This window comes from Lysinibacillus sp. FSL W7-1291, from assembly GCF_038593415.1.
GTDB lineage: Bacteria > Bacillota > Bacilli > Bacillales_A > Planococcaceae > Lysinibacillus > Lysinibacillus fusiformis_D.
This window is the reverse complement of record NZ_CP151994.1, coordinates 2,235,173-2,255,712: the sequence shown is the minus strand read 5'-3', so window position 1 is coordinate 2,255,712 and position 20,540 is coordinate 2,235,173. Positions and strand designations below refer to the sequence as shown.

General features: G+C 38.9%; 19 protein-coding genes, 1 pseudogene and 1 other annotated feature. Of the genes and pseudogenes, 7 read left to right on the top strand and 13 right to left on the bottom strand.

What is annotated here, in order from left to right; genetic code table 11:
* Positions 1 to 443: 443 nt before the first annotated feature.
* Complete coding sequence (locus NST76_RS11020; protein ID WP_036126409.1) at positions 444 to 1,130, bottom strand: diphthine--ammonia ligase; 687 nt, start codon at positions 1,128 to 1,130, stop codon at positions 444 to 446.
* A gap of 180 nt (positions 1,131 to 1,310) precedes the next feature.
* Here NST76_RS11020 and NST76_RS11015 point away from each other — a divergent pair.
* A pseudogene (locus tag NST76_RS11015) lies at positions 1,311 to 1,689 on the top strand (NUDIX domain-containing protein).
* 27 nt (positions 1,690 to 1,716) lie between these two features.
* On the opposite strand, the gene proS reads toward NST76_RS11015, so the two are convergent.
* The 7 genes from proS to NST76_RS10980 all read right to left on the bottom strand — a co-directional run bounded on the left by proS (position 1,717) and on the right by NST76_RS10980 (position 8,791).
* Positions 1,717 to 3,153: a proline--tRNA ligase gene (gene proS / locus NST76_RS11010; protein WP_058844416.1), complete on the bottom strand. Its 1,437-nt coding sequence runs from the start codon at positions 3,151 to 3,153 to the stop codon at positions 1,717 to 1,719.
* A 134-nt stretch (positions 3,154 to 3,287) separates the two neighbouring features.
* Positions 3,288 to 3,507: a binding site (T-box leader), on the bottom strand.
* Positions 3,508 to 3,576: 69 nt separating this feature from the next.
* Positions 3,577 to 5,283 carry a GGDEF domain-containing phosphodiesterase gene (locus NST76_RS11005; protein WP_271913421.1) on the bottom strand — a complete coding sequence of 569 codons (1,707 nt, stop codon included), beginning with the start codon at positions 5,281 to 5,283 and terminating at the stop codon, positions 3,577 to 3,579.
* 391 nt (positions 5,284 to 5,674) lie between these two features.
* Positions 5,675 to 5,845, bottom strand: coding sequence for a hypothetical protein (locus tag NST76_RS11000; RefSeq protein WP_058844418.1), 171 nt, complete (start codon positions 5,843 to 5,845; stop codon positions 5,675 to 5,677).
* Positions 5,846 to 6,062: 217 nt separating this feature from the next.
* Entirely contained in the window at positions 6,063 to 6,212 is a 150-nt protein-coding gene (locus tag NST76_RS10995; protein ID WP_036126419.1) for a hypothetical protein, read from the bottom strand.
* Between the two features lie 175 nt (positions 6,213 to 6,387).
* On the bottom strand, positions 6,388 to 6,882 hold the full coding sequence (locus NST76_RS10990) for a DinB family protein (RefSeq protein ID WP_058844467.1): 495 nt from the start codon (positions 6,880 to 6,882) through the stop codon (positions 6,388 to 6,390).
* Positions 6,883 to 6,939: 57 nt separating this feature from the next.
* Complete coding sequence (locus NST76_RS10985) at positions 6,940 to 7,902, bottom strand: tyrosine recombinase XerC (protein WP_036126422.1); 963 nt, start codon at positions 7,900 to 7,902, stop codon at positions 6,940 to 6,942.
* 475 nt (positions 7,903 to 8,377) lie between these two features.
* Positions 8,378 to 8,791: a hypothetical protein gene (locus NST76_RS10980; protein WP_036126425.1), complete on the bottom strand. Its 414-nt coding sequence runs from the start codon at positions 8,789 to 8,791 to the stop codon at positions 8,378 to 8,380.
* A gap of 76 nt (positions 8,792 to 8,867) precedes the next feature.
* On the opposite strand from NST76_RS10980, the gene NST76_RS10975 reads away from it, so the two are divergent.
* From NST76_RS10975 to NST76_RS10965, 3 genes are all read left to right on the top strand, one after another.
* Positions 8,868 to 10,358 carry a circularly permuted type 2 ATP-grasp protein gene (locus NST76_RS10975; RefSeq protein WP_342545211.1) on the top strand — a complete coding sequence of 497 codons (1,491 nt, stop codon included), beginning with the start codon at positions 8,868 to 8,870 and terminating at the stop codon, positions 10,356 to 10,358.
* Positions 10,312 to 11,277 (top strand): alpha-E domain-containing protein, encoded by a 966-nt coding sequence (locus NST76_RS10970; RefSeq protein ID WP_342545210.1) that lies wholly within the window; start codon positions 10,312 to 10,314, stop codon positions 11,275 to 11,277. The genes NST76_RS10975 and NST76_RS10970 overlap by 47 nt, the downstream gene beginning before the upstream one ends.
* Positions 11,278 to 11,338: 61 nt before the next feature.
* Positions 11,339 to 12,193, top strand: a complete 855-nt coding sequence (locus NST76_RS10965) for a transglutaminase family protein (RefSeq protein WP_036126429.1) — start codon at positions 11,339 to 11,341, stop codon at positions 12,191 to 12,193.
* Positions 12,194 to 12,236: 43 nt separating this feature from the next.
* Here the strand turns inward: NST76_RS10965 and NST76_RS10960 are convergent, their stop codons facing one another.
* A complete protein-coding gene (locus NST76_RS10960; protein WP_342545209.1) occupies positions 12,237 to 13,112 on the bottom strand; it encodes a site-specific integrase in 876 nt (291 codons plus the stop codon).
* Positions 13,113 to 13,478: 366 nt separating this feature from the next.
* On the opposite strand from NST76_RS10960, the gene NST76_RS10955 reads away from it, so the two are divergent.
* Positions 13,479 to 14,273 (top strand): enoyl-CoA hydratase/isomerase family protein, encoded by a 795-nt coding sequence (locus NST76_RS10955; protein ID WP_036126440.1) that lies wholly within the window; start codon positions 13,479 to 13,481, stop codon positions 14,271 to 14,273.
* 44 nt (positions 14,274 to 14,317) lie between these two features.
* On the opposite strand, the gene NST76_RS10950 is transcribed toward NST76_RS10955, so the two are convergent.
* Positions 14,318 to 15,133: a hypothetical protein gene (locus NST76_RS10950; RefSeq protein WP_342545208.1), complete on the bottom strand. Its 816-nt coding sequence runs from the start codon at positions 15,131 to 15,133 to the stop codon at positions 14,318 to 14,320.
* A 777-nt stretch (positions 15,134 to 15,910) separates the two neighbouring features.
* Here NST76_RS10950 and NST76_RS10945 point away from each other — a divergent pair.
* Entirely contained in the window at positions 15,911 to 17,086 is a 1,176-nt protein-coding gene (locus NST76_RS10945; protein ID WP_058844421.1) for an aminotransferase class I/II-fold pyridoxal phosphate-dependent enzyme, read from the top strand.
* Between the two features lie 71 nt (positions 17,087 to 17,157).
* Here the strand turns inward: NST76_RS10945 and NST76_RS10940 are convergent, their stop codons facing one another.
* The 3 genes from NST76_RS10940 to NST76_RS10930 form a co-directional block, all read right to left on the bottom strand.
* A complete protein-coding gene (locus NST76_RS10940) occupies positions 17,158 to 17,523 on the bottom strand; it encodes a cupin domain-containing protein (RefSeq protein ID WP_342545206.1) in 366 nt (121 codons plus the stop codon).
* A 91-nt stretch (positions 17,524 to 17,614) separates the two neighbouring features.
* On the bottom strand, positions 17,615 to 18,814 hold the full coding sequence (locus NST76_RS10935; protein ID WP_058844423.1) for an AI-2E family transporter: 1,200 nt from the start codon (positions 18,812 to 18,814) through the stop codon (positions 17,615 to 17,617).
* Between the two features lie 64 nt (positions 18,815 to 18,878).
* Positions 18,879 to 19,829 carry an LCP family protein gene (locus NST76_RS10930; protein WP_036126458.1) on the bottom strand — a complete coding sequence of 317 codons (951 nt, stop codon included), beginning with the start codon at positions 19,827 to 19,829 and terminating at the stop codon, positions 18,879 to 18,881.
* Between the two features lie 174 nt (positions 19,830 to 20,003).
* On the opposite strand from NST76_RS10930, the gene msrA reads away from it, so the two are divergent.
* Entirely contained in the window at positions 20,004 to 20,525 is a 522-nt protein-coding gene (msrA, locus tag NST76_RS10925; RefSeq protein ID WP_082673741.1) for a peptide-methionine (S)-S-oxide reductase MsrA, read from the top strand.
* The last annotated feature ends 15 nt before the right edge of the window (positions 20,526 to 20,540 follow it).

The following is a 20,540-nucleotide window of genomic DNA, read 5'->3' as shown; positions in this document are numbered from 1 at the left end:
AGAGCCTTTGTACTTTTCGTTCATTATTATTTATTAGTATCTATTTCTTTAAATTTTTTATGCGAGCCATAAAAACCAGAGTATGTAGTAAGCCTATATGTTGACTCATTGTTTTCTCTATTACTCGAAATCGTTTATTTAAGAAACGCTCATTTGCCTAATCAACTTGTTTCAGTATTTTTTCAATGCTTTGCCACTTTCAGAAATTTCGTGATAACCATTAATCAATTTAGCTTCCCTAACTCTCGCGCTAGCCAGCTAACATATTGCTTTTCTTGATGAAGAGTGGCAATCATTTTTCAACGATAAGGATTTGACAAAGCACTTAATACTAATAGTAATTCATCCCCATTTAATGTATTTTTCCTCTGTAATCATTTTATTACACACGACCATATACATTAAAAGGAAAAACCATGATCATCACAAGAAAGGCTGTGGATTTACGCTAGTTCTAAAGGTAAAAATGCATAGTCTCCATCTCTTATAATTGGACATTTGCGCACAGCTATTGGCTGCTGAAAAAGAGGGCCATCAATGACGGTTGTATGGAATTCTCCTCCCTCCCCGCACGGGTCAATCTTACGAGCTTCTAGTTCTAATACATATTCAGGGGTAAGTATTCGCCCTAAATCATCCTCAGTCATGCCTAAGGATAAGTTGACCGTGACAATCATCGTGATAAATCCTAAGTTAATAAATTCATCGACTGCTTCGCGATGGTCCATTTCCCATAATGGCATGCCTAGCTGTAACCCAGCATTTTTTGTGACCTTATCATGCCAGCAGCCATGTGCAGGCATATCTAAGTCACCTGTCACTAACACTTCTGCCCCCTGCTGTTTTGCCTTTTCTAAAAGGTGCATAAAGACACTTTCGTAGTCTGCCCAACTAGCTGCAGCCGTAAAGACAGGCAATCCGATCGAGTCAGCCTGCGCCTGGATAAGCTCAGGTGGCATGCCGTGTGACCTCGAACGTTTCCCTTCCTCCTCTAGCATCACAAGCAGTCCTACAGCCTGACCTACCTGGGATGCTTTATATAAAGCTAAAGTACTGTCCTTTCCACCACTAAATGAGGCAATAAATGGACGATCTTGTGCATTCTGTTTCCAGCCTGTTGTATCTGTCATTCCCTTATCTCCTTGTCAAAAATAGTCTGTTAGCATCCTTATCAAAAAATTGAGTCATAGATAGTAGCATCATTTTTAATCGCTATATCCCCATTTCTTCAGGAAATTTTCAAGATATAACACCCCTTCATTTTATCATAAGTAGAATAAAAATTTGGCTAACTATGTTGGAGGGGCGCTATGAGTGATTATGTTATCAAATTAAGACAACTAGTTGGGACAATGCCTGTTATTTTAGTAGGTTCTACAGTAATTGTCTTAAATCAGACGAGAAAAGTTCTACTTCAATTTCGTGCTGATATCGAAATGTGGGGATTACCTGGAGGAGCAATGGAGCCAGGGGAAACCCTTGAAGAAACAGCGAAACGAGAGCTGTATGAAGAGACAGGACTATTTTAAATATCCTAATGGGGATGAGGTATTCGGCGTAACGGCAGTCTTTTTAACTGATCAGACAGATGGAAGGCTCACTATGATGGATGGCGCAAGCTTAAAATTGGACTACTTCCCGAAAGCAAAGGATTTAATTGATCGCCACCTCATAACAACAGCCTCCTAATTAAATAGGAGGCTGTTGTAGTCGTTATTAATAGGCTTGTGCAAACCAAACCGTATGTTTAGCTTCATTTCCACAGCCAATACATGTTGTTTTTGTTGTTGGTGGATTAAACGGCATATTACGAGATGTATATTTTGTTTCTTCCTTCACTTTTTCCTCGCATGCATCTTCTCCACACCAACCAGCTAGTACCCAGCCAGGAATTGTACCGTTTGCTTTGGCTGCTTCAATATGCTGTTGTAATTGTGGTAATGAATCAATCATTGTATGTGTGTTTGCTTCACGGAACTGACGTGCTTTTTCGAGTAAGCGCGCTTGCATGGTTGTTAATTCTTCTTCAATGGCTGTGATAATCGTAGCTAAATCAATTGTTCGTTTTTCCTCTTCATCACGGGCTTTAAGTAGAGCTTGATTGTTGTCAAGATCACGCGGTCCTAATTCAATGCGAACTGGCACCCCTTTTAGCTCCCATTCATTAAACTTAAAGCCTGGTGATTGGTCCGAATCGTCAAGGCGTACGCGAATGCCCTTCGCTTTTAAAGCGACAAAAATTTCATCTAAATGCTCCATAATTTGAGGGTTCTTTTTCCATGGTCCCACTGGAATTAAAACAACTTGAGTTGGCGCGATACGTGGAGGTAAAACAAGCCCCTGCTCATCACCATGTACCATAATTACCGAGCCGATTAAGCGCGTAGATGTACCCCAAGATGTTGTGTGTACATACTCATGCTGGTTCGCTTTATTTAAATACTTAATGTTAAAGGCTTCTGCAAATTTCGTACCTAAATAATGAGATGTACCAGCTTGCACAGCCTTGCCATTTTTCATCATCGCCTCAATCGAATACGTATCGACAGCACCTGCAAAACGTTCAGAAGGGGTTTTTTGTCCGTCATAAACTGGAATTGCTAGTACTTGTTCTACAACTTCTTTATAGATTTCAAGCATTTGCATCGTTTCTTGACGAGCATCCTCTTCATCGACGTGCGCTGTATGTCCTTCTTGCCATAAAAATTCAGATGTGCGAATAAAAGGAAGAGTTTTCTTTTCCCAACGGAAGACGTTTGCCCATTGATTAATCAAAACGGGTAGGTCACGGTAGCTTTTAATCCAATTGGAGTAAAGATGGCCAATCATCGTTTCAGACGTTGGACGTAGTGCCAGACGTTCTTCTAATTGTTCCCCTGCTGCCTCTGTTACCCAAGGTAGCTCAGGTGAGAATCCTTCGATATGATCCTTTTCTTTTTGGAAGAAAGATTCAGGAATAAGCATTGGGAAATAGGCATTACGATGCCCTGTCTCTTTAAAGCGACGATCCATTTCCTCTTGAATATGCTCCCAAATCTCATAGCCATCAGGTTTAAAGGCAATACAGCCACGAACAGGTGTATAATCCATTAAATCAGCTTTTTGGATAGTCTCAATATACCATTTCGAAAAATCTTCTAATTGTTTTGACATGTGATCTCCTCCAATTTTTGTTAAATCATTGTTGCCTTGGTGTAAGAAAAACAGTGCCATCTACCAGGGCGTTTAGCTTGTTTCAGCGAGCTGTTACTATCAAGCTGAATGAAAAAGCACAAAGCTGTCCTCTGAATAAGGACGTCTTTGTGCTGGATAGACGTGGTACCACCTTGATTTAGCTTTAAGTAGAACTTAAAACCCTCTCACGTTTGGTAACGAAAACGACTCGGTTATGTTTGCATAACATCTCCGTGGTAGGTGTTCAGTAAAGAAGCGGTGATATAGCTCTCAGCAATTGCTATATTTTCTGTCTCACAATTCTTACTTACTTGGCCACATCATCAAATTGAATATTGTCTGAACTGTTTGGCTTTATCCCACTTTAGCAAAATCATTCAGGAATAGCAATTCATAACTGGTCTATTTTGTCACAGAATTAACGATTAAATCTGTAAAATCATCTACAGACAATGGCTTACTGAAATAATAACCCTGCACATACTCACAGCCATGCTCACGAAGTACGTTCAATTCAGCTTCTTCCTCGACACCTTCAGCAACTACTTGAAGATTTAAAGCATGTGCTAAGGAAATCATAGCTGAAATCATCGCAATCCCTGATTTTTCAGGCACAATGTCACGGACAAAGGCACGGTCAATTTTAAGGACATCCACAGGGAATTTTTTTAAGTAGTTTAACGATGAATAGCCTGTCCCGAAATCGTCTAATGAAATCGTAATGCCCAATGCCCGTAATTGCTTGATCGTATCAATTAAATCTTCCGTATAATCAAGCATACTCATTTCCGTAATTTCAATTTCTAATAAGTGTGGGTCAATGCCTGTTTCTGCAATGACTTCACACACCATGTCCACAAAGCTACTTGTACTAATATGAATCGGAGAAATATTGACGGCTACGCGCAATGTTAAATTATGTGCTTCATTCCAAAAACGAGCTTGAGCACAGGCTTTATGTAATACCCAAACACCGATATCATTAATAAGCCCACATTCTTCTGCAAATGGAATAAAACGATCTGGTGGAATATGACCTAATTCAGGATCATACCAGCGTAGCAAGGCTTCCATGCCAATGACCGTATCTGTTTTTAAATCAATTTTAGGCTGGTAATGTAATTCTAAGCGGTCCTGTTTTAATGCTTGGTGTAATTTTGTTTCTAATAGAAGCCATTTATCGTTGGCTTCATCCATATTGTCACGGTATAAACGGTACTGATTTCCACGCGTAGATTTTGCTGCATACATGGCAATATCCGCATTTTTCAATAATTCTTCTACAGAGTTTGCATGATCTGGGAATATACTAATGCCGATACTGATGCTTGCATAAAATTCATAGGTATCGACGATGAAACTTTCATTGAAGACATTAATGATTTCTTTGGCCATTTCGTCAATGCGACTGACGTCATTTAAAATCATGACAAATTCATCACTATTGTGGCGATAGAATGAATTAGATGTATAATCAACATTTCGTAGACGATTCGACATTTCCACTAAAAACATATCGCCGATAATATGACCAAGCCCGTCGTTAATGTGTTTGAATCGATTCACATCAATGAAAAATAACGCAAATTTATCTCCTGTACGTCGAGATTGATGGAATTCATTTTCTAAACGCTGTTCTAGTTTACGACGATTTGGCAGTCCTGTTAATTCATCGTGATAGGCAATATGGGTAATTTTTTTTATGTCCTTTTGCGCTGTAATATCGACGCGAATGGCGATATATTGATAAGGCTTTCCCTTTTCATCAAGGAATGGGAAAATCGTTGTCTTTACCCAATATAAACTGCCATCTTTCGCACGATTGCACACCTCGCCATTCCACATATCACCATTACCTATTGTTCTCCACATCTCTCTAAAGAAAGATTTAGGATGGAAGCCTGAGTTAAGTAAACGGTGATCTTGACCTAATAATTCTTCACGCGTATACTTCGAAATTTTGCAAAAATGATCATTAACAAACGTAATTTTCCCGGTACGATCGGTAATCGCTACAATGATGGAACTATTCATGGCGGAAAAGATATCTTGTAATTCTTTTAGACTATAGTTCATTTGATTAATGCTATTAGGCGTGATATTCATCATTTTCATTCTCCGTTCATTAAAATATGAAGGGTTTGGTACTTTTGCTTTATCTTACAGCGAGGTATAAAGTTGTGGTATATCGCCCTTTTTTATGTAATTATATTATAGTCTTAGAAAAGCAGTTAATTCAACCCAAATATCAAAAACATCTAAAGCCCTATTTGAGGATTTATGAGAAAATAGCCAAAAAATAGCGGTTATAAACACCCTGAATTTACCTAATCGTAAAGTTTTTTGATACTTTTGTACTATTGAAAGTGCTTTCTTTAGGCTATTTATCTATTAAATACAAATTTCAATTATGCTAGATAAAGAGAATGCAGCTATGTAAATTTTTTGTGAAAGCAAAAATACCTTACGAACCCACAGAGGTAATAAGGTATTTTACAAGTTAAGAAACCTCATATTCGATTGACTCTTCTGATGATTTTGCATATTGGTTATATGCATGTAACTGCTCTTGCGATAAATTTAAAATATAATAGTGAAAATTAATAGGCTCGAGTCCGTGCTCCTCACATACTTGGCGGTAAAATTCATAACCCTCTCGATAATCTGTCACCCTTCTAACTTCCTTTCATGATTGCTACTAAATGTGGTTTTTTATTTTTGTTATATAACAGCATTATTATTTTCTAAACATATATAACAGAGTGTAATGCTTGTCAATAAATTATCTGAAATTTCTTTTATAAATCACAAAAGCCCAAACCATTGTATTTAGTATGGCTGGGCTTTTCATAAAATATTCACGTCGGCTTCCGTCATAACCACGTCCTTTAAATGCCTAATTGTTTTGCTTGCATGTTATAAGCAGACAGTTGTTGCTGTGATAACTGTAATACATAATAGCGGAAAGAAATTGGCTCTAATCCATAACGCTCACACATTTCACAATAAAATTCATAGCCGTCTCGATACTTTGTCATTAAAAATTCCTCCTTGATTTGAAAACTGTTTTATAACAGTTGTTGTTATTTTTATTTAATATATAACAGATTATGTAGCACGTCAAGAGGTTATGATAGAAAAAACATATAACAATAAAAGGAATTTGGCTCACACTTGTGTGCTCAAATCCCTCTATACTTACTTACCATATGTTTATTTCATTATTTCTTGTATTTGCTCGATATGACGCTGCTCGTGTAAATAAACCATTTCAATCCATTGATCGAGTGGCAATGTACCTAAGGCTGGGTGCTTCACAGCATATTTTGTTAAAATTTCAGGTTCTTCGATTGTTTGTAAAAAAGCGAGAAAATTCATTCTTGATGTGGCTAGTAAATCTAGCATCTCCTGAACGGTAAAAGGCTGATCTATTGGCTCCACAATAGTTGGTGCTTGAAATTTTTTTGTTCTATCCAAAACAACAAGCTGAACATTTTTTCTTGCAGGTGATGATTGTTCTTGGGCTTGTAATCCCCATGTAATGGCTTTTTTGGCTGCTTCCTCTACTAACACAAGATGATGACAGATTTGTGCTACACTCCAGCTTTGTGCATCTGGTTTGTCATTAAAGCTTGTATTGTCTAAGTTTTGAATCGTTTGAAGTAATTGCGCCCTTGTTGCGTCGAATTGTTCTTTTGCTACTAACATCATAAGTTAACCCCCTTCATTTGGCATACTACTATATTCGACAGAGAGGGGTAAAAATCATCTCTCGCGCACAATATTAAAGGGATTATTTTCTAAAACATGTTGTAGCTGCTCGTCCTCTATATGCGTATAAATTTGAGTCGTCGCTACACTTGAATGTCCTAAGATATGCTGTAAGCTCCGAATATCTGCACCTGCTTTATACATCATAGTCGCAGATGTATGACGCAACTTATGTGGTGTAAGTCGTTCCTTTTGAAGACCTGATTGTTGATTAATACGTTTCACGATTTTGGCAACAGTTTGGCGCGTAAAGCGTGTTCCTTTTTGTGAGACGAAAAGAGGCTCATCCCCGTCCCCCTTATAAGGCGTTTTCCCACTATTTTCATAATCTGCGAGTGCCTGCAAACAGCTATCGTTTAAGTAGACAGTACGCTCCTTATTGCCCTTCCCGACAACCGTTAAATAACGTCCTTGAATAGATGTTTTATTGAGCTGGCAAAGCTCCGTCACACGTATTCCTAAATTTAAGAAAAACATCATCATACAGTAATTTCTTGGTGATGCCTGATTTGTTGGTATTCCATCGATAAATTGAGTAGCCTCTTGAAGATTCATATAAATTGGTCTTTTTCGGCCAATTTTTGGTGTTTCTAATTCTTCTGCTGGATTTTCCTCAATAAGTCGACGTTTTCCTTTCAAGTACTTGAAAAAGGATTTTAATGTCGCCACTTTTCGTGCCCTCGAAGCAGCAGAATTTCCTCGCTGTACCTCACAGTACTCCATAAAGTAATAAAGATCCTCTAATGTAATATCACGAATTTCTTCTATTGTAATAGTGGCAATATCAATGGCTACTAAATTTTCTATATCCAGATCCTCCTGGATTGCTTTATGGAAACGGAAAAATAAGGTTAGGTCATATTCATATTCTTTTCTTGTGCGCTGTGATTTTCCTTTGATGGTCGTTAAATAAACTAGAAAATCCTTCATGAATTTCGGTTGCTTGGTATTTTGCATGCTAATCACCTCTATTTGCTCTATTTTACCACGAAAAAACGTTCCCAAATATAAATTTGGGAACTTTATTGAAAAAAATGCCCTTTTTCATGATATAGAACAAACGTTCTTTTTAAGCAATAAAAAAATCCCCTTTTTAAAAAAAGAGGATTTCCTTTTAAATCTTTTGTGACAGTTGCAGGAAAATAGTCATAAAGTTCACGTTAAATGAATATTAAAATCTAGTATACTTCATCTTGATTCAGCTTAAATGCTTGTCTTGCCCACCTTCTACTAAACCGTCAAAAAGGGCTATGTCTTATGGCAATATCGGTGTGATTAATATCAAGTAACTTCTACTTGGTAGCTTGAGTATTGTTTATTTACTTGAAAACAAAGTTACGAGGAGTCGCAATTCGCTTGCCCTGTGAGACGCTTTGAAAAAATAGAAGATGGGTCACTACCCATGTCGATTCGTCTCACAACGCGAATGGTATTATTTTACAAAAACTGAATAAGCACCGTCTGCCTGTTTTGTTAGTGACCAGTTTGTCGATAACATTTGCTGAAGTCTTGCGACTGTCTCCTCATTACACGTTAAATGCTGGATACCTGTTTCTAACAGTTGGTAATCCTTCCCTTCTTCTAATTGAAAGCGAAGTTGCAATAAACGTTGGATGCCTGGCAATGTTACATACTTGATTCGATAATGGCCATGGTACGCTTCTAAGAATTGTTGTTCCCCTTCTTTATAAAGAGCCATTGTCTCATTAAATTCATAGTTTGGTACTTGTTCTTGCCAAGCTGATACATCCCCCGTACGTAAAGCGCGTAAGATCTCTTCTTCTGAAAAATTTAATTTAGATAGTTTATCTAATTCATAAGCTTGCATTAAATTAATGATGGTCATGATTGTTAGCTCCTTATATGTATTTATTCACAGTGTAACATGTTTTCACTACTACTTGAATTCGGAGGCGATCCATATGATGAATTTATATGATTCTAGTCTGTTTTTCGATGAAATGTTTGATGGCAATCAGCCGAAGCCTCATTATCAATCTTTTCATCATAAGCTATCCTTTTTTTCTCAGGAGCAACTTGAAGAAAAGTATCGACAAGCACAAGCAAGCTTTCTCAGACAAGGAATTACCTTTACGGTCTATGGAGCGCAAGATGGAACTGAGCGTACAATGCCCTTTGATTGTGTCCCCATTATTATTCCTCAAACGAAGTGGGCCATGATTGAGGCAGGCGTCAAACAGCGTGTGCAAGCCCTCAATTTATTTTTGCAGGATGTTTATGGGCAACAAAGGATTATTCGAGACGGTTTTATTCCAAGACAGCTTGTTGAAAATAATCCGTATTTTACGGCAACAATGATGGGTTTCCAAGTACCGATTGCGAATCATATATTTTTAGCAGGCATTGATTTAATACGGGATGAAAAGGGTGATTATCATGTATTGGAAGATAATTTACGCAACCCTTCTGGCATTTCCTATGTCTTTGAAAATCGTGATGTCATGAAGGAAGTGTATCCTGAATTTTTCTCTAAGCATACCATCCAACCACTTGATAAACACATCGCTTATATGAAAAAAGCACTTCTTGTGCACCGCCCACCTTCCATGCAAGCAGAGAGAGAGCCTAAAGCCGTGCTACTAACAGCTGGCATGTACAATTCAGCTTATTACGATCATGTCTTTTTAGCCCAGCATTTAAATATACAGCTCGTAGAGGGTCGTGATTTAGTGGTACAGGATTTGAAAGTATATATGAAAACTATTTATGGTCTACAGCAAATAGATATTATTTATCGTCGTATTGATGATGATTTTTTAGATCCTGTTGTCTTTCGTGAGGATTCTTTATTGGGTGTTCCTCATTTAATGGCTGCCTATCAAGCGGGGCATGTCGCCATCTTAAATGCTGTTGGCAACGGGGTTGCTGATGATAAAGCAATGTATGCCTATGTACCAGAGATGATTCGGTATTACTTGCAGGAGGAGCCTATTTTACCGAATGTGAAAACCTATCATTTAGGAGATGATAAGCAACGAGCATGGGTGCTAGAACATATTCAAGAGCTAGTCATTAAGAATGTGAGTGCCTCTGGCGGCTATGATATGTTGATTGGCCCGCATGCTAGTGAGGAAGAGATTGCTTTGTTTAAGCAAAAAATTAGCAAGCAGCCATTTCAATATATTGCACAACCAACGATTAAATTGTCTAGAGCCCCTGCCTTTCAAAATGGACGATTCTATCCTTGTCATGTCGATTTACGAGTTTATGTCACGAAGGGTGAGGATTGTTATGTGTTGCCTGGCGGTTTATCTCGAGTGGCACTACAAGAAGGATCACTTGTCGTAAATTCCTCACAAGGCGGTGGTGCTAAGGATACGTGGATACTAAAGGAGGAGTGGCAGCATGCTAAGTCGAGTAGCCGACGCGCTGTACTGGATGGCACGGTATAGTGAACGCACACAATCAAATGCACATATATTACAGGTACAGCTGTTGAATATGTTGGAGCAATCGGGGCAAGAACATGCTTATCTTGATCATTGGGAGGCTGTCTTAGCTATTTGTGCCTCTAAGGAGGGATATTTAGCGAATTACTCAGCCATACGTGTCAACCCATTGATTGACTATCTACTTTTTTCCGAGAAAAATGGCAATGCCCTCCACGTTACATTACGTGCCATACGAGAAAATGCACGGGTTACGCGTGATAGTATACCAACTGAGCTATGGGAAATACAAAATGCCTTTTATTTAACGAAGCAACAGGCCATACTGACAAGAGAACGCCCAATCCCACTTATTGAACTTCAAGCATTTTTACAGGAAGTAAGAAAAACTCTATGGATGGAGAACGGGTTAATCGAGAGCACGATGGATCGTGATCTTCCCTTTTATTTCATGCAGGTTGGCAAATGGCTTGAACGAGCAGAAAAAACGTTGCGGATGACGTTAAGTATAGTGGAACAACAGAAGCTGTCGGGCCTATCCCTGTTAGAGGATGATGGTAGCTTTTTATTGGCGCTTACAGCAGCAAGAGAGTCTTATATGCGGAAACATTGCCAGACGAATTTACTTGCGGTTATTCGCTATTTAGTACAGGATGAGCATTTCCCATGTTCTGTGATGTTTTGTCTAAAGAAAATAGAGGAAGCTATTACGGCGATTGAACATGATTCTTTATCCTCAAGATTTTTAACACTGCATACAAGCATTCGTAGCCTCATCCTAGCAATCAATCATCTTGATTTTTGGCAAATGACTCTTGAAGAAACGATGACTATAATGGAGGAAAGACTGTCGCAATGTATAGCTTTTAGTGATACCTTTTCGACAGTTTATCATTTATATGAACCCAGCATACAACCTTGAAAGGAACCCACCACAGCTCCCTTTCAACAGGCAAGTCAGTAAGCAGAAGGAAGCGGACACGATGAAATTTGAAATTCAGCATACCAATATTTTTCAATATGAGTCTGAAGTCGATCAAAGCTTGAATACGATTCGTTTAAAGCCTCGCAGTGATGAGCGGCAGCGATTATTATCGTATCGAATTGCCATTACGCCCTCCTCATTGACCCGTGAGCATACGGATATTTGGGGTAATACAGTTGGTTCTTTTTATATACCGGAGCAGCATCAAATACTCGAAATTCATACATCTTCGATTGTTAGTATTCAGCGTGCACCATTTATTCATCGTATTCAATATTCGCCCGAAATGCAGACCATTTTCCATTCACAGCTATTTTATGAGCATTATTTACCGTATTTAAAAGCAACTCATTTTACTTTTATGACCGATCAGCAATTAGAGGAAGTTTATCATGCGATTGGTCATGCTGAAAATCCAGTGCTCTTTTCACTTAATTTAATGCAATATTTATATGCTAGCTTTGAGTATGATCCTACAGCGACAGTTGTAACGACAACAGCAAGTGAGGCATTTGCATTAAAACGGGGTGTTTGTCAGGATTTCACCCATGTCATGCTAGCTGTTTTGCGAGCTAAAGGCATTCCCGCTCGGTATGTCAGTGGTTACTTATATGTGGATGAAAATTCAGCGCTCATTGGTGATAGTGCTACACATGCCTGGGTGGAAGTCATGATACCAGGTATTGGCTGGATTGGTCTTGATCCAACAAATAATGTAGAAGTTTTAGAAAATCATATTATTTTATGTATAGGTCGCGATTATAGTGATATTAGCCCTGTTGAAGGTGTTTATAGTGGAGGCAAGCATGATTTAACGGTCAAAGTGAGTGTCAAAGCATTGAATCATTTATAATAGGCGTGCAGTAATGGTGATAAATCGCGATTACTGCACGCTTTTATTCGAAGCGTTGCTGTCTTTCTGTCAGCACCCATTTCCTCACATAGCCCATTTCTTGTTGGATATGCTCCAGCGTTTTTTCCTGCTGAAAAGCCCGTTGCATAACGGTATATCGCAAATCGGTTGCTCTTATGTTTTTTCCTATATCTTGTGACATCGTTTGAAAAATACGCTCCACCGTCTTCGTTGAAATTGGCTTCACAATACTTGCCTCACTTACCCAAACCCATTCCCCTACCTCTTGCCCATGTAAAACTGTTGTCGCTAGTTTATACTGAGCTAGCATGTCCATTAGTACAGGAGAACATTTTATTTCTCGACGGCCATTTCGATTCGCAATAAAAAGGGTTGCCTTTTCTTCGTTAAAATGAGTCCATTTCATTCGCACAAGCTCTGCAGGCTTACAACCTGTTTCCATCAACATTTGGACTATACAGCCATTGCGTCTAGCCAGCCAAGCATGCTCCTCTGTTTTTGCATATTGAAAATAGGTTGGCCAAACGTTGGCAATTTGCATAATCTGCGTATTGGTCAGTACTTGCAGCACCTCTTTTTGCCTTTTTTTCGGCTGTAAAATGGGCTGATAATCAAAAGGTGTCACCCATTCTCGTAAAAAAATAAAGTCTACAAAGCCTCTCAATGTCGTTATTTTATGGTTAAATGTATTGATATTGCAGTAGGTTTCCTTGAGATAGTCACAATAAAGCTGTAATAGATTTTTTAATTGATGATCCACATACAAGTATTGGTGTTCATGGGCGAACGTTAAAAATTGCTGTCCATCTATGTTGTACTGCTTTTTTGTGGCAGCACTTTTTTTCAATGATTGCAGCAGTAAGATGTAACTATTCCATGCTTCCTTGAGTGTGACCATATTGCCCCTCCTTGTTTGCTGTGCGTCATGTCATTTTATTTTACTATATTTTGGGTGCGTGTGTTTCAATTCATTTTATAATAATTTAGTGTCGGATAATCTGTAATATCAATACACAAGCCGCTTCTAGTCTTCAAATGCCCCTTACGTGCATAAGAAACGTATGTTCCTACAGTAGTTTCTCATATCTTTTGCTTTCTTACAATAGTAAATTCCGCTCCCCTGTTATAGAACAATAAATGCTAACTATTCCCTACATTCTTGTATAACAACGCAATTTTATGTGAAAATTCATATCATTTCGTGTTTATAGTTGATTGTGTTATATAATAAAGATAGACATTAATACGTAGGAGGCTTTCCACTATGCAAGTAAAGACGACACGATTGGAAGCAGAAGATGCAAAAATCATTTATCAAGAAACAGCTGGACTAGCGATAATTACGATTCACCGACCACAGGCAAAAAATGCGTTAACCGCAAACATGTGGGATCAATTAGCAAAGATTGCCCTACAAGTATTAGACAATCCGAAAAATAAAGTACTCATTTTACGAGGCTCTGGTCAAAGCTTTACCGCAGGCTCTGATATTAAAGAATTCAATGCCATCTCACTTGAACAAGCCGAGGAGGCGTTTGTACATATGGAAAAAACCATTTCCACAATTGAGCGCCTTCCGATTCCAACAATCGGCGTCATCAACGGGCCTGCGATGGGCGCTGGTTTAGAATTGGCATTAGCTTGTGATATCCGCATTGGCTCAGACAAAGCCAAGCTCGGCATTCCTGTCGGAAAATTAGGCATCACCATAAACAATAAATTTGCGCAACGTTTAGTACAGCTCGTTGGCCCTGCGACCACAAAGGACTTAGTCTTTACAGGACGCATGTTTAAAGCGGAGGAAGCCTTTAAGCTTGGGATGCTTAACTACTTAGTAGCCGAAAAGGATTTAAATAAATATATGATTCGCATGGGCAAGCTTGTGGCAGGCATGTCACCAGAGTCCTTGCTTGCTGTGAAGCAATCCGTTCAAGAATGTCTCGATAGTGTGCCGACATTATGGCAAGGCTCTTCACCGTTTGTAGGCAGCGATTTCGCCGAAGGCTGTCGTGCCTTTGTGGAAAAACGTCAGCCACAGTTCAGCCGTCAACCAAAATAAAAACAGGTACTCTCGTCGCAAAGTGCGTTGGGAGTACCTGTTTTTCACGCCTTTTTCTTTTGTATAGCCGTCTTGACATGAACATGAATCGCATCTAATTCATAGCCAAATTGTAAATAAAACGCCTTCTGCACCGCCTGCTGTAGCTCTAGTAAACGCGCTGCTAATGGATAATCTATCGGTAGCTTTACTTGTATGGTCAGAATAGCTTGAGCCTGATCTCCTAACAAAAATTGGGCCTGTTCCACCTTTTGTACAATTGCTTGTTGACTACAGCAATACGTCAGTAGCTGAACATAAACATGCTTGCTAATTTCAATGTACTCCCGTTGAAAATCAGGTCGCACTATCGTTGTTTCCCCGATTTTTTCGCGTTTTGATGAAAAAATCTCCATGCCCTTTTGTACCAATCGTTTAAAAAAGTTTTGCTCCACTTGTCGATAAGGAATTGGCATCACATGCTTGCCCTGCGTTTGACGAATAAAACGAGCTTTTTGAATTTCCTTAAAGGAACGAACATCCTCCACATCGTAATAATGTTCAATGGGTCCAAGATCTAGCTGCTTAGCAATACTATTCGTCATTTTAGTGGATGTCCCAATCAGTAAAATGGACTGCACCTTATGACTTGCTAACGCTTTTTTGACAGCCTCACGATGTTCCTGTTCCGTAAAAATGGCACGTCGTACAGCGGTAATTGTATTTTTTTCGAATTTGGCAGAAATGCCAGCAACTCTTATTCCATTGACAATGAGAAGACCATCATCAATGATAGCCTCCACTCCTAATTTATGAGCAAAGGCAAGGGCACTCGTACTTTTGCCTGTGCCGCTTGGTCCACTTAACGAATATACCTTCACTGCCCTCTCCCTCCCTTACTAAATGGTTTGCGTATCAGGTAGTATCATACATGCTTCGAAATAGTGTGCATGCCGCAACTATGGTATTCCGCATAGTATCATAGTCAGCAGCTGCGTAGGTTTTTACATACAATGCCCGCTAGTCCGCTGGCATATAGCTTTTTTAATACCTCCCTATCTTGGCTGTAGACAATTGAAAATCGTAATGCTGAACGATTCAGCTTGTTTTGCCCATACTCATCCAGCATTGCCACTGTCAATAATAGGGGAACATCAATACGATGGCTATCCTTTAATACTATTCAGTATGTATAGCTGTAAGCAAAGTCTATGTCCAATCTTGTAAAAGGAGGTTGTTTCTGTTACGGCGCAGACAATAGTGAAATCTTGCAACATATCGTTCACTACTGAGTCAGCTATTCAATCGTTAAGATGCATGCTCTCCCCACCTGAAAAACTTTATACTCAGTATAATACAATTTTCTCTTTGAAGGTATTTATAGTCGCTTATCCCAACATCAGACAATCTATTTTCGCTAGCCTATGCACACATCCTCTACATTATATAAATATTTTCTTTTTTCAGAATATCTGCCCATTTCTGTGCTTTAGTATGATAAAATGTGTACTACTATTCTGTTATCTCGCATAAACAGGCCCGTAAGCAAACAATGGTCTGTTAAAGCCCGATTTGTGCAAACAAACAATTAGCGTAGACAAGAGAATCATCTACGGATTGACGTTGCACTTTATACAACGATAAGGAGTGTACTAGTTTTGAAAATCGTACCATCTAAAAAAATGTCATTATTTACACCAGCAATTTTCGGAGATTTGAAAAATTTTGCCCGTGAGCAGCAAGCAAAGGGCATGACCTTGATTGACTTAAGCTTAGGAAGCCCTGATCTTCCTCCACATGCCAAAATACGTGAGCATCTTTCTTATCGCGCAGGGTTAGCTGAATCTTACGGCTACACACTGACAGGCACACAGCGTTTTTATGAAGCCGTTAGTCGCTACTATAAGCGTCGTAGCCATGTCGATTTAGATCCCGCTACGGAAATTATTCAAACTATTGGCTCTCAAGAAGGCCTTGTCCATTTACCGATAGCCTTTTGTGACCCAGGAGACATCGTGTTATCCACAAACCCAGCCTATGTTGCCTATGATGCAGGAATTCACTTAGCAGGGGCAACACCTTATTACATGCCTCAAACGGCCGATAATGGTTATTTACCTGACTTAGACGCTGTCCCAGAAGAAATTGCTGAGAGAGCAAAGCTATTGATTTTAAACTTACCAGGGAATCCTGTACCAGCGATGCCGTCCTTAGCGTATTTTGAAAAAGTCATTGCCTTTGCCAAAAAATATAATATTATCGTCCTTCATGATGCGGCATACTCCGAGTTTTATTTTACAGGTGACGGTCCGATTAGTTTCCTTGCAGCACCAGGTGCAAAAGAAGTCGGTATGGAGATTAACTCCCTCTCCAAAAGCTTTAGTCTTGCAGGAACGCGTATTGCCTATATCGCAGGAAATGCTGAAATGATCGCCGTTATTAAGCAATTAAAATCAAATTTAGACTTCGGTATTTTTGAGCCTATTCAAGATGCAGCAGTCGTCGCACTTGATAACGCAGAAGAAATTACGGAAAGCTTACGTGCCACATTCTCAGAACGTCATAAAACCCTGATGAACGGCTTACAAGCATTAGGCTGGGAAGCCGCACCATCTGATGGTGGAATGTTCGTATGGGCAAAATATCCGTTCGATATGGACTGTACAGAACTAGCCTTTCAATTAATTGAACAAGTTGGCGTTGTAACCGTTCCTGGTACCGTATTTGGTACGGCTGGACAAGGCTATTTACGTTTAGCATTGGTGCAACCAAAGGAACTTCTTCAAGAAGCTGTTGATCGCTTAGCACAAGTGCAATTACTGGCACAAAGCTAGTGCTTTTGAAAAATAATAAACCCTTCTAACCTTGTCTGTTAGAAGGGTTTTACTATGACTATTCAGGAATGTTAAATCCACACATCATTTTCACCAGTTAGCTCTGATTGTGCTTCGCCTGTATTGATAACCCCCATCGGCTCTACAAGTAGAATTTTACACTCAGAAGCCGCATAAGGTTTATGTTCAACATGGCGTGGTACGACAAACATCTCTCCTTCATTTAAACGCACTTCTCCATCTCTGAATTCGATGATTAGCTGCCCTTCAATGACGATAAACACTTCATCCGTATCATCATGTTTATGCCAAACAAAATCCCCTTGTACTTTAACTAATTTAAATTGATAATCATTCATTTCAGCAATCACTTTCGGAGACCAATGCTCTTGAAACTTAGTTAATTTTTCTTGAAAATTAATCGGTATGTATGTCATGCCCTTTTCCCCCATCCTTTTGATGAATCTACTAATAAGGATAACACACATTAAAAAAACAGCTACTGTCAAACGGCAGTAGCTGTTTTTATCACACATCATATTTTTGATGAACATCATCTTCGTAACGGTTGTAACGCTGTTTAAAGAGCTTGAATAAATGGGTCACCAGCACCTTAAAGATCGCATAGCCTGGAATCCCTAAAATAACACCAGGAACACCGAATAATGAGCCTGCCGTTAATAAGACGAAAATGATCGTGATCGGGTGAATACTGAGTGATTTCCCCATGATTTGAGGAGAAATGAATTTTCCTTCGATTAATTGAACAATCGTCCATACAATCGCCAGCTTAATCAACATCAATGGAGATGTGACAAGGGCAATAATAACGGCTGGTGTAATGGCAATGACTGGCCCCAAATAAGGAACTACACTTGTAATCATCGCTAGGAATCCAAGCAATAAAGCATATTTCATGCCAATGATTAAAAAGCCAATGGTCACCATTGCTCCAATACACATAGATACTAAAATTTGCCCCTGTATGTATGAACTAATTTGCTTGTCCATGTCATGGAAAATTTCAGTGACTTCTTTACGCATACGTGGTGGGCACACTTTCAGCATAAATTTCGGTAATTTTTCGCCCTCTTTTAATAAGTAAAATAAAATGAATGGCACCGTTACAAGTGATAGCACAATACCCGTTAAGGTTGAAAGGAAGCCCGTAATACCTGTGGCCACACCTTGTGCTACATTTGCAGCTGTTTCCCTTACAGTTTTCACCATATCTGTAGTGAAGTTTTTAACCACTTCATTGTAATCAAAATTAATTTTATCTAAATAATCGTTAAAACGTGAATTGTTCAAGAATGCAACGATATTTTGTGTAAACTTCATGAAATACTCTGGGAATTCCTGTGCTAAGTTCGTGAACTGGTCGCGTAAAAATGGATAAACTAACACAACGAGTAGTGTAATGACACCAATAACCGCAACGTAGAGTATTAAAATCCCCCAAATTCTTGGGATTCGCCATCTGACCAAGATCGCCAACAATGGACGCAATAAATAGTAGCCTATGACGGCTAGTACCCCTGGTAAAATCACTACTTCAAATAATACTTGTAACGGGGTAAAGATAAAGGAAACCTGATTAAACATAAAAATAACACATGCAACTAGTAATAAAATCACCAGCATAAATAATAGGTTTCTACCACCTAAAAAACGAATAAACTTGGTTGCTAGTAGGCTTGAACGCTCTTTTGGTCTTTCTTTTTCCATATATCCACCCCAATCCAAATGCTCTACCTTTATATTACAGGATAATGTTGGTTTTTGCGAAACATCACTCCAGTGAAATACCTAAAAATTCACTTAAAAAGGCTTTGTTTTGCTCCACATCAATGACGATGGAATCGCCTGCATGACTAAAGTTTTGGAATTGATAGCTACCTTCGATGGGAATCGTTGCTTTTTCAATGTTGACCTTACCTTTAGATAGCAATTTAAGCACTTGCTGCATTTCCTCAGCAGATGAATAATCGGTTGTTATATAGCCCTGTGCAGCTCCAACAAATTTTGGTAAATTTAACATGTTCGTAGGCGTTAATAGCTCTGTTTTTAAAGCCTCAATGACTTTTTGCTGACGGGCAACACGACCGAAATCTCCTTCAGCATCGTGACGGAAACGTGCATAGCCTAATAGCTCCTGTCCATTTAAATGATGAACACCTTGCTTTAACTCTACCCCAATATTTTCAGACATATCCTTTTCTACATCCATTTCCACACCATTTGGCGCTAAAATGTCCACTAATGATTCAAAGTTTTTAAAATCAATTAGGGCATAATGATGAATCGGTAAGCCAAACATATTTGTCAATGTATCCTTTAATAGCTGTACACCATCTAGGTAGTAAGCGGTATTAAGTTTATAGGATTGATAGCCTGGAATATCTGCGTAAATATCACGCATAAAGGACACAAGCTTAATATCATTGTTTGCTTTATTCCAGGATAATACCATCATCGTATCTGTACGAGATTTTTCCTCGCCGCGTGTATCGACTCCTAAAATTAAATAGTTCTCAATATCCCCTTTGATTGTATCTCCAGAAAAATCCTCCTGCGCTACTTTCGTATCATTCGCCAGCTCAAGCCCGCTGCGATATTGCATGACAGCATATCCGACGATGACAATGATACACAGTAATAATAGTGTAAAAATTGCTCTCCCTTTACGTAATTTACGTTTTTTAGGACGTTGGGAGCGTCTCGTATAATCTTGCTCTTCCATAACAACTAACTCCTCTATTTTGATATAGTTAATGTAACGATTGATTAGCTAGAAAGTTTCATTTTGGCAATCAGCTATTCCATGTTTTTCTATCTCATCATTATTTTACACCTAATTACTCAGTTTCGAGCAAAACAATGCTATAATATTTTCACAAAAGAAAGGATGATGTAAATGATCGAAAAAGCTACATTTGCTGGCGGATGTTTTTGGTGCATGGTGAAGCCATTCGTCGAGTGGGACGGTATACATAAAGTGACTTCTGGCTATATGGGCGGCCATTTAGAAAACCCAACCTATGAAGATGTTAAGGAAGGGTCTTCGGGCCATTTAGAAGTGGTCGAAATTGAATTCGATCCTGCTATTTTTAGTTATGAGCAGCTCCTGGATATTTACTGGATGCAAATTGACCCAACGGATGCTTATGGACAGTTCCATGATCGTGGAGAATCCTATACAACAGCTATTTTTACCTACACAGATGAGCAAAAGCAAATCGCAGAGGCCTCAAAAGAAAAGCTTGCCAATAGTGGACGCTTTGATAAACCTATTGTAACCAAAATTCGCGATGCTGAACGCTTCTATCCAGCAGAAGACTATCACCAAGATTATTATAAAAAAGAGACGGAACACTATCAGCAAGATCGTGCCATTTCTGGCCGTGATACATTCATAACAAAGCACTGGGAACAATAATGAAAAGAGGTGTCT